Below are 7518 nucleotides of genomic sequence, written 5' to 3'. Positions count from 1 at the left end.
CAAGGTGGTCCCATGCTAGTGGCAAGCAGGTGGTCCCATCACCCTGGCAAATGACACCGAATAGACACACCCTGATCGCGCTGGTGCGCTGGTCGAGCCGTTCCCGTTTTCAACGTACTTCGTACGGCAATAGCCGAGCAATTACCCGACGCGGTCGAATGTGACGCACGACACGCCGACGATCGGCATAAATTCGCGAACTTTCGAAACGCCCACCAGGGAATTTCATCAATGTTGTTCGCAACATGTCGTGTTGCCCTTCCTTGTCGGACACTAGGTGTAGTGTCTTGAGGACTGGGAGACCACAACGGGGCCGAGACCCGATCGGAGCCGCAAAGGCGCCGGGCGAGCTCGAAACGGCGTTCTCTCTCCGTGGCACCAGCAACACATTCCAGCGTCGCAAGTCAGCTCTGAGTCGACTCGAAGGCCGTAGAAAGAGGGACCTAGATGACCATCACCGTGTACACCAAGCCTGCATGCGTTCAGTGCACCGCGACCTACCGCGCGCTCGACAAGGCGGGTATCGAATACTCGGTCGTCGACATCTCGCAGGACGCCGAAGCCCGCGACTACGTCATGGCGCTCGGCTACCTGCAGGCGCCCGTTGTCGTCGCTGAAGATTCGCACTGGTCGGGCTTCCGTCCGGACCGCATCAAGGCGCTCGTCACGAGCGCGGCCTAGTCAGATCGAGTTGGTGACGGGCAGATGAGTTCGCTTGTCTACTTCTCGAGCGCATCGGAGAACACACACCGATTCGTTCAGAAGTTGGATCTGCCCGCGACCCGCATTCCACTGCACGATCGCGAAGGGGCCTTCCGGGTCGCCGAGCCTTATGTGCTGATCGTTCCCACCTACGGCGGCGGTGCTCACATCGCGGGCCGGGACAACGGTCACGTTCCCAAGCCGGTTATCAAATTTCTCAACAACACACACAATCGATCATTGCTCCGGGCGGTCATTGCGGCCGGCAACACGAACTTCGGCGACTCGTATTGCTTCGCTGGAGACGTGATCTCGCAGAAGTGTCAGGTCCCGTACCTGTACCGCTTCGAACTCATGGGAACTGCAGAGGACGTCGAGCGCGTCCGCGAAGGATTGGGATTGTTTTGGCAACATATACCGCGACTCCAGCAACCGACTCCGCTGTCGCGACTGGGCGCCTGAATCAGGGGCCGGTCCGTACTCCGGAGGCCACCGACGGGCTCGATTATCACGCACTCAATGCGATGCTCAATCTGTACGGACCCAACGGCGAGATCCAGTTCGAGAAGGATCGCGAAGCGGCCAACCAGTACTTCCTGCAGCACGTCAACCAGAACACAGTCTTCTTCCACAACATGGACGAGAAGCTGGACTACCTGGTCAAGGAGAACTACTACGAGCGCGAAGTTCTCGATCAGTACTCACGCAACTTCGTGAAGCACCTGATCGACCACGCGTACTCGAAGAAGTTCCGGTTCCCTACGTTTCTCGGCGCGTTCAAGTACTACACCTCGTACACACTCAAGACGTTCGACGGCAAGCGCTACCTCGAGCGCTTCGAAGATCGCGTCTGCATGGTTGCGCTGACCCTTGCGGCAGGCGACGAGATTCTGGCGAAGGAACTGGTCGACGAGATCATCGCCGGACGCTTCCAGCCCGCGACGCCGACGTTCCTCAACTCCGGTAAGAAGCAGCGCGGCGAGCCCGTGTCGTGCTTCCTGCTTCGTATCGAAGACAACATGGAGTCGATCGGGCGTTCCATCAACTCGGCGTTGCAGCTGTCCAAGCGAGGCGGCGGAGTTGCGTTGCTGCTCACCAACATTCGTGAGCACGGCGCGCCGATCAAGAAGATCGAGAACCAGAGCTCGGGCGTGATCCCGATCATGAAGCTGCTCGAGGATTCGTTCTCCTACGCCAACCAGCTCGGCGCGCGTCAGGGTGCAGGCGCGGTCTACCTGCACGCGCATCACCCCGACATCTACCGGTTCCTCGACACCAAGCGTGAGAACGCCGACGAGAAGATACGCATCAAGACGCTGTCCCTCGGCGTTGTCATTCCCGACATCACGTTCGAGCTGGCGAAAAAGAACGAGGACATGTACCTCTTCTCGCCATACGACGTCGAGCGGATCTACGGCGTTCCGTTCGCCGATATCGACGTAACCGAGAAGTACTACGAGATGCTCGACGACAAGCGCATTCGGAAGTCGAAGATCAAGGCGCGCGAGTTCTTTCAGACGATTGCGGAGCTGCAGTTCGAGTCGGGCTACCCGTACATCATGTACGAGGACACCGTGAACCGTGCGAACCCGATCGCGGGCAAGATCACGCACTCGAACCTGTGCTCGGAGATCCTGCAGGTGTCGACGCCGTCGGAGTTCAACGACGACCTCTCGTATTCCCATGTGGGCAAAGACATTTCGTGCAACCTGGGTTCCTTGAACATCGCGAAGACGATGGATTCGCCCGACTTCGCGAAGACGATCGAGGTGTCCATCCGGGCACTCACGGCCGTCTCGGATCAGACACACATCTTCTCGGTGCCGTCGATCGAGCAGGGCAACAACGATTCGCATGCCATCGGTCTCGGGCAGATGAACCTGCATGGGTACCTGGCACGCGAGCGCGTCCTGTACGGCTCCGAAGAAGGCATCGACTTCACCAACATCTACTTCTATACGGTGTTGTTCCACGCGATCCGGGCATCGAACCTGATCGCCAAGGAACGCGGCAGCTACTTCAAAGGCTTCCCGGAGTCGAAGTACGCGTCGGGTGAATTCTTCGACAAGTACACCGACCAGGTGTGGGAGCCGAAGACCGACATCGCGCGGCAGTTGTTCGTCGACGCCGACGTGCACATCCCGACCCAGCAGGATTGGGTCGAGCTCAAGGCGTCGGTCCAGGAGTACGGCATCTACAACCAGAACCTGCAGGCCGTCCCGCCGACCGGATCGATCAGCTACATCAACTACTCCACCAGCTCGATTCACCCGGCGGCGTCGAAGATCGAAATCCGCAAGGAAGGCAAGATCGGCCGCGTGTACTACCCGGCGCCGTATCTCACCAACGACAACCTGGACTACTACCAGGACGCGTACGAGATCGGCTACGAGAAGATCATCGACACCTACGCTGCGGCGACTCAGCATGTCGACCAAGGGCTTTCGCTGACGCTGTTCTTCAAGGACACCGCGACGACCCGCGATATCAACAAGGCGCAGATCTACGCGTGGCGTAAGGGCATCAAGACGCTGTACTACATCCGGTTGCGTCAGATGGCTCTCGAAGGCACCGAAGTCGAAGGTTGCGTCTCCTGCATGTTGTAGGCGGCTCCGCCGCCTGTGCGCGGTCGATGGGTCTATGGACCCGTCGACCGCGCACAATCCCTAAGCGAAGCGAGGACTGAATCATGGTCAAACTGATCGATCGGGTATCGGCGATCAACTGGAATCGTGTGCCCGACGAGAAGGACGCCGAGGTGTGGGATCGGCTCGTCGGAAACTTCTGGCTGCCGGAGAAGGTGCCTGTGTCCAACGACATTCCGTCGTGGGCGACGCTTAACCCGACCGAGCAGCAGCTGACGATGCGCGTGTTCACCGGTCTGACGTTGCTCGACACCATCCAGGGCACGGTCGGCGCGGTCAGCCTCATCCCCGACGCCATCACGCCGCACGAAGAAGCGGTGTACACCAACATCGCGTTTATGGAGTCGGTGCACGCCAAGAGCTACAGCTCGATCTTCTCGACGCTGTGCTCGACACGCGAGATCGACGACGCGTTCCGGTGGTCGGAGGAGAATCCGAACCTGCAGCGCAAGGCCGAGATCGTGCTGAAGTACTACAAGGGTGACGAGCCGCTCAAGCGCAAGATCGCCTCGACGCTGTTGGAGAGCTTCCTCTTCTACTCGGGCTTCTACCTCCCGATGTACTGGTCGAGCCGAGCCAAGCTCACCAACACCGCAGACCTCATTCGCCTGATCATTCGCGACGAGGCCGTGCACGGTTACTACATCGGCTACAAGTACCAAAAGGGCCTCGAGCTGCTGACTCAGGCCGAGAAGGACGATCTCAAGAACTACACGTTCGAGCTGCTCTTCGAGCTGTACGACAACGAGGTCGAGTACACCCAGGATCTCTACGACGAGGTCGGCCTCACCGAGGACGTCAAGAAGTTCCTGCGCTACAACGCGAACAAGGCCTTGATGAATCTCGGCTACGAGGCGTTGTTCCCGAAGGACGAGACCGACGTCAATCCGGCGATCCTGTCGGCGCTGTCGCCGAATGCGGACGAGAACCACGACTTCTTCTCCGGATCGGGCAGCTCGTACGTCATCGGTAAGGCCGTCAACACCGAGGACGACGACTGGGATTTCTAGCCCCAGCTCAGAGACTCTTGGTTTTCGGGCGACCTCCGTGGCACTATTGACGAACTGTCAATAAGCGGAGGTCGACAATGACGTCAGTATCGATCGAGAGACTCTCGATTGCCATCACCGGGGGAGCGCGCGGCATCGGTCGCGAAATCGCGGCTGCATTCGCGGCGCGTGGAGCGCACGTCGCCATCGGCGACATCGATGCCGACGCAGTGGCCGCGACTGCTGCCGAACTCGGTCGCGGCGTCGTCGCGTTCCCGTTGGACGTCACCGATGCGGCGGGCTTCGCGAAGTTCCTCGACGAGGCAGCGGCGACGTTCGGAACTGTCGACGTACTGGTCAACAACGCGGGCATCATGCCCATCGGCTCGTTCGTCGACGAGGCCGACAGCCTCACCACGCGTACGGTCGACATCGACATTCGCGGTGTCCTCACCGGGACGAAGCTGGCAGGCCGCACGTTCGTCGAACGTGGTTCGGGCCATGTCGTCAACATCGCTTCGATCATGGGAACGATGGCATCGCCCAACGCGGCAACCTACTGTGCGGCCAAATTCGCCGTCGTCGGATTGGGCCAGGCGCTACGTCAGGAATGGCGTGGGACCGGCGCTCACATCACGACGATCTGTCCCGGTTTCGTTCGGACCGAGCTGATTTCGGGCATGACCGCCAACGCCGTCATGCAGAAGGTCGGGATGGTCGACCCGCAGGCAGTTGCCGACGCGGTCATCGATGCGGTGGCATCCGGCAGGTCTGGTGAGACGTTCGTTCCCAAGCCGGTCGGCTTCATCTCGAAGGGCACCGCACCGCTTCCCGCGGGTCTGCGCGACGCCCTGTTCCGACTGTCCGGCGGCGAGAAGGTCACCCAAACCATCGACAAGTCAGCGCGTCAGGCATATCAGCAACGCGCGGCAGGCGACAGCGAAGGAATCTCACGATGAGCGTCATCGATATTGCAGCGGTTCCAGGTGTGCCCGAGACCGTCCTGACGCAGGCGCTGCTCGACCGGCTGCCGGGGAACCTGGCACCCGCGCCGTGGACGTGCTCGAGCGAGGCGCTCGTCTGGACGAACCGTGGTGGCAGTGCAGCAACAGCAGCATTGCAGTCGGTGATCGGCGGCGACTCCGGCGTGCCTGCGGTCTGTGGCGGCATGGTGCGCTACACCGACACTCCGGTCGGCTCCTACGACGAGGTCTTCGGTGCGGTCGGCTTTCGTCGCGGACTCGGCGTTCGCGGCAACGTTGCGTTCATGGCTGTCGACTCGGGGGTGAGCATCGTCGGTGGCCGAACGAACTGGGCGATGCCGAAGACGCTGGCGAGCTTCGACGGCGAGATCGCAAGTGGTACGACGATGCGGGCCGCCAACGCCGTTGGCCCGTCGTGGTCGGTCGCGGCGACGCCACGAGCGCTCGGACCTGCCATCCCAATGTTCTCGGCAGCGGTTGTCCTGCAACGTTTTCCGGACGGTGTCGTCCGACACTCGAAGCTGCAGATGAAGGGTAGGGCGCGGCCGGCACTGGTGAGCGTCGACGTCGAATCCGACGCGACACTGCCGCAGTGGCTACGACCCGGACGCCATCTCGGCGCGATCATCGAGTCGATGACGTTCACGCTCGGCGCACCATACGAGGTGCGCTGAACAATCTACGGAAACGTGTCGGTCCGCCGGTCTAACGTCTCCCTCGTTGGCGCATTCAGCGATATCGAGGAGGCGGACATGACTGGCAGGATCGTTCATTTCGAGGTCCCGTTCGACGACAAGGAGCGCGCGCACGCGTTCTACAAGGATGCGTTCGGTTGGGGTATCACCGAAATGCCGGAGATGGGGTACACCATCGCGCAGACCGGGCCTGTCGAGGACTCGGGTATGCCGACCGAGCCCGGCTACATCAACGGCGGCATGTACTTGCGCGATGCGCAGTCGCCCACCAGTCCGGTCATCGTCATCGACGTCCCCGACATCGACGCCGCTCTGGTGACCATCGAAAAACTCGGCGGCACAAAGGTTGTCGAAAAGATGCCGGTCGGGGAGATGGGCTTCGCGGCCTACTTCACGGACACCGAAGGGAATACCCTCGGCTTGTGGGAGACGGCCGCGCCGGCGGGGTAGAGCGCCGGATCAGCCGGACACGTACCCGTTGAGGGATCCGCTGAGGTCGGTCAGGATCGCGCGCGCGGCGACGAGGCCGCTACCGCTCCAGATGGTGTCGTCGACGGCGAACACTCGCTTGTCCTTCGTCGCGCCGAGATCCTCCCACTCGTCGCTCTCCATGACGTCGATTCCATGGTCCTTGCCGTCGTCACCGGCGAAGCTGACATAGATGATGTCGCCCTCAGCGCGTTTCAGGTCGTCGGCGGCGAGATCGAAGGACCCCTCACGCTGATACGGGGGGCGTCGAACGCCTGCGTCCGCGAGGACTTGCCCGGCGAACGATCCTGGACCCTGCACCGAAATGGAGTCCGCGGTGAAGCGAACGATCGACGCTTGCGTCTGTTCCGACGCCAGGGCCGCACCGACGTCACGAGCGGCGACCTGGTAGTCCTCGACTGCCTTGATTGCTGCGCCGCCGCGGCCCAAACCTGCAGCGCCGACGCCGAACTGACGTTTCCAGCCACCGTCGACGGAGTCGTACACGGTCGGGGCAATGTTCGAAAGCTGTTCTGCGACAGCCTTGTCCGGAACAGTCGAACCAAGGATGACGTCCGGGTCGAGCTCGGCGATTTTGGCGATGTCGGGTGCGCCGACCGTACCGACACTAGGAATCAGGAGGACGCCGGTGCCGAGATAACTCGGTTGTGGTTGCGCCCCAGGCAGTGTCGCCGCACCGACGACGCGTTCCCACAGTCCTACCGCACACACGGTGTCGAGAGCTTGCGTACTCAGCACGACGATCCGCGTCGGGTCGGCGGGGACGGTCGATTCGCCGCCTGCATGTGTCACTTGCCGGGTCGAGCCTTCGCCCTGATCCGGGAAGGAGGGCGTCGGGCACGCTTTGGTGGTGTCGCGCTCGACCCCGACAACGCCTGCTCCGGCGATCACCGTCGTCGTCCGAACGATCTCGTTGGCTGCATCGTCGGATTCGGTTCCGCTGCACCCGGCGAGCAGAACGACAGCAGACAGGGCGGCAACGGCGAACAGCTTGCGGGGCATGCGGTGAGGGTAC

The 7518-nt window shown here is 61.6% G+C and carries 8 protein-coding genes; 7 read left to right on the top strand and 1 reads right to left on the bottom strand.

Going from position 1 to position 7518, the window contains the following annotated elements; all coding sequences use genetic code 11:
- Positions 1-447 precede the first annotated feature (447 nt).
- The 7 genes from nrdH to ACHIRB_RS25995 all read left to right on the top strand — a co-directional run bounded on the left by nrdH (position 448) and on the right by ACHIRB_RS25995 (position 6464).
- The gene (gene nrdH, locus ACHIRB_RS26025; protein WP_199702938.1) at positions 448-681 is read left to right on the top strand and encodes a glutaredoxin-like protein NrdH; all 234 of its coding nucleotides are present in this window, start codon (positions 448-450) and stop codon (positions 679-681) included.
- Positions 682-705: 24 nt separating this feature from the next.
- The gene (gene nrdI, locus ACHIRB_RS26020) at positions 706-1164 is read left to right on the top strand and encodes a class Ib ribonucleoside-diphosphate reductase assembly flavoprotein NrdI (protein WP_395115402.1); all 459 of its coding nucleotides are present in this window, start codon (positions 706-708) and stop codon (positions 1162-1164) included.
- 62 nt (positions 1165-1226) lie between these two features.
- The gene (nrdE, locus tag ACHIRB_RS26015; protein ID WP_395124306.1) at positions 1227-3308 is read left to right on the top strand and encodes a class 1b ribonucleoside-diphosphate reductase subunit alpha; all 2082 of its coding nucleotides are present in this window, start codon (positions 1227-1229) and stop codon (positions 3306-3308) included.
- A gap of 83 nt (positions 3309-3391) precedes the next feature.
- Complete coding sequence (nrdF, locus tag ACHIRB_RS26010) at positions 3392-4357, top strand: class 1b ribonucleoside-diphosphate reductase subunit beta (RefSeq protein WP_395115401.1); 966 nt, start codon at positions 3392-3394, stop codon at positions 4355-4357.
- A 77-nt stretch (positions 4358-4434) separates the two neighbouring features.
- Positions 4435-5295 carry an SDR family NAD(P)-dependent oxidoreductase gene (locus ACHIRB_RS26005; RefSeq protein WP_199702935.1) on the top strand — a complete coding sequence of 287 codons (861 nt, stop codon included), beginning with the start codon at positions 4435-4437 and terminating at the stop codon, positions 5293-5295.
- The gene (locus tag ACHIRB_RS26000) at positions 5292-5993 is read left to right on the top strand and encodes a hypothetical protein (protein ID WP_395115400.1); all 702 of its coding nucleotides are present in this window, start codon (positions 5292-5294) and stop codon (positions 5991-5993) included. Before ACHIRB_RS26005 ends, ACHIRB_RS26000 begins: the two co-directional genes overlap by 4 nt.
- A 78-nt stretch (positions 5994-6071) precedes the next feature.
- Positions 6072-6464, top strand: coding sequence for a VOC family protein (locus tag ACHIRB_RS25995; protein WP_395115399.1), 393 nt, complete (start codon positions 6072-6074; stop codon positions 6462-6464).
- 9 nt (positions 6465-6473) lie between these two features.
- On the opposite strand, the gene ACHIRB_RS25990 is transcribed toward ACHIRB_RS25995, so the two are convergent.
- The gene (locus tag ACHIRB_RS25990; RefSeq protein WP_395115398.1) at positions 6474-7505 is read right to left on the bottom strand and encodes an ABC transporter substrate-binding protein; all 1032 of its coding nucleotides are present in this window, start codon (positions 7503-7505) and stop codon (positions 6474-6476) included.
- Positions 7506-7518 lie beyond the last annotated feature (13 nt).

It is taken from the genome of Antrihabitans spumae (assembly GCF_043944905.1).
Taxonomy (GTDB): domain Bacteria; phylum Actinomycetota; class Actinomycetes; order Mycobacteriales; family Mycobacteriaceae; genus Antrihabitans; species Antrihabitans spumae.
This window is presented reverse-complemented; position numbering and strand designations above follow the sequence as displayed.

Excerpts from the sequence above, each read along its gene's own strand:
- nrdH (WP_199702938.1), top strand. The coding sequence starts at position 448 with ATGACCATCACCGTGTACACCAAGCCTGCATGCGTTCAGTGCACCGCG.
- nrdI (WP_395115402.1), top strand. The coding sequence starts at position 706 with ATGAGTTCGCTTGTCTACTTCTCGAGCGCATCGGAGAACACACACCGA.
- nrdE (WP_395124306.1), top strand. The coding sequence starts at position 1,227 with ATGCTCAATCTGTACGGACCCAACGGCGAGATCCAGTTCGAGAAGGAT.
- nrdF (WP_395115401.1), top strand. The coding sequence starts at position 3,392 with ATGGTCAAACTGATCGATCGGGTATCGGCGATCAACTGGAATCGTGTG.
- ACHIRB_RS26005 (WP_199702935.1), top strand. The coding sequence starts at position 4,435 with ATGACGTCAGTATCGATCGAGAGACTCTCGATTGCCATCACCGGGGGA.
- ACHIRB_RS26000 (WP_395115400.1), top strand. The coding sequence starts at position 5,292 with ATGAGCGTCATCGATATTGCAGCGGTTCCAGGTGTGCCCGAGACCGTC.
- ACHIRB_RS25995 (WP_395115399.1), top strand. The coding sequence starts at position 6,072 with ATGACTGGCAGGATCGTTCATTTCGAGGTCCCGTTCGACGACAAGGAG.
- ACHIRB_RS25990 (WP_395115398.1), bottom strand. The coding sequence starts at position 7,505 with ATGCCCCGCAAGCTGTTCGCCGTTGCCGCCCTGTCTGCTGTCGTTCTG.